This is a genomic window from Micromonospora sp. SL1-18 (assembly GCF_047921505.1).
Lineage (GTDB): Bacteria > Actinomycetota > Actinomycetes > Mycobacteriales > Micromonosporaceae > Micromonospora.
Genome location: NZ_JBLROA010000231.1, coordinates 1 through 377, shown reverse-complemented (window position 1 = coordinate 377; position 377 = coordinate 1). Strand labels below are relative to the sequence as shown.

Annotated in this window: 1 protein-coding gene; it reads right to left on the bottom strand. The window is 68.7% G+C overall.

Annotated elements, in window-relative coordinates:
• Nucleotides 1–303, bottom strand: a 303-nt coding sequence (locus tag ACNAW0_RS30720; protein ID WP_416291535.1) for a hypothetical protein, incomplete at its 3' end; no start/stop codon positions are given.
• Between the last annotated feature and the right edge of the window lie 74 nt (nucleotides 304–377).

Genomic DNA, 377 nt, shown 5'->3' with positions numbered 1-377 from the left:
GTCCTCGGCGATCGTGTCCCAGTCCGGGCCGAAGGCGTAAAGATCGCTGGCCGCCGCTCTGAGCAGCTCAGCGTCCTCCGGCCGCTGGAGGCAGGCCAGCCGGAACGCGAGGTTGCGCGCCCAGACCGGGAGGGCCATCCTGTCCTCCTCGAGCATCACCTTCAGCATCGCCACGATCTCGTCGGCCGACGCGAAGGTCACCACCTCAACGTACGCGCTGGCGATCCTGGCGTCGTGCCGCCCGCAGAGCAACCGGGCCAACTCGAGCAGCGGCATGCATTCCGGCGCGAAGGACGGCGGCACAGCGTCCTCCTTCCGCCGTCTAATGGCCTTACCGAGCGTCGCGCGGAGCCAACCGATGGTCGTCACGGCTCGTA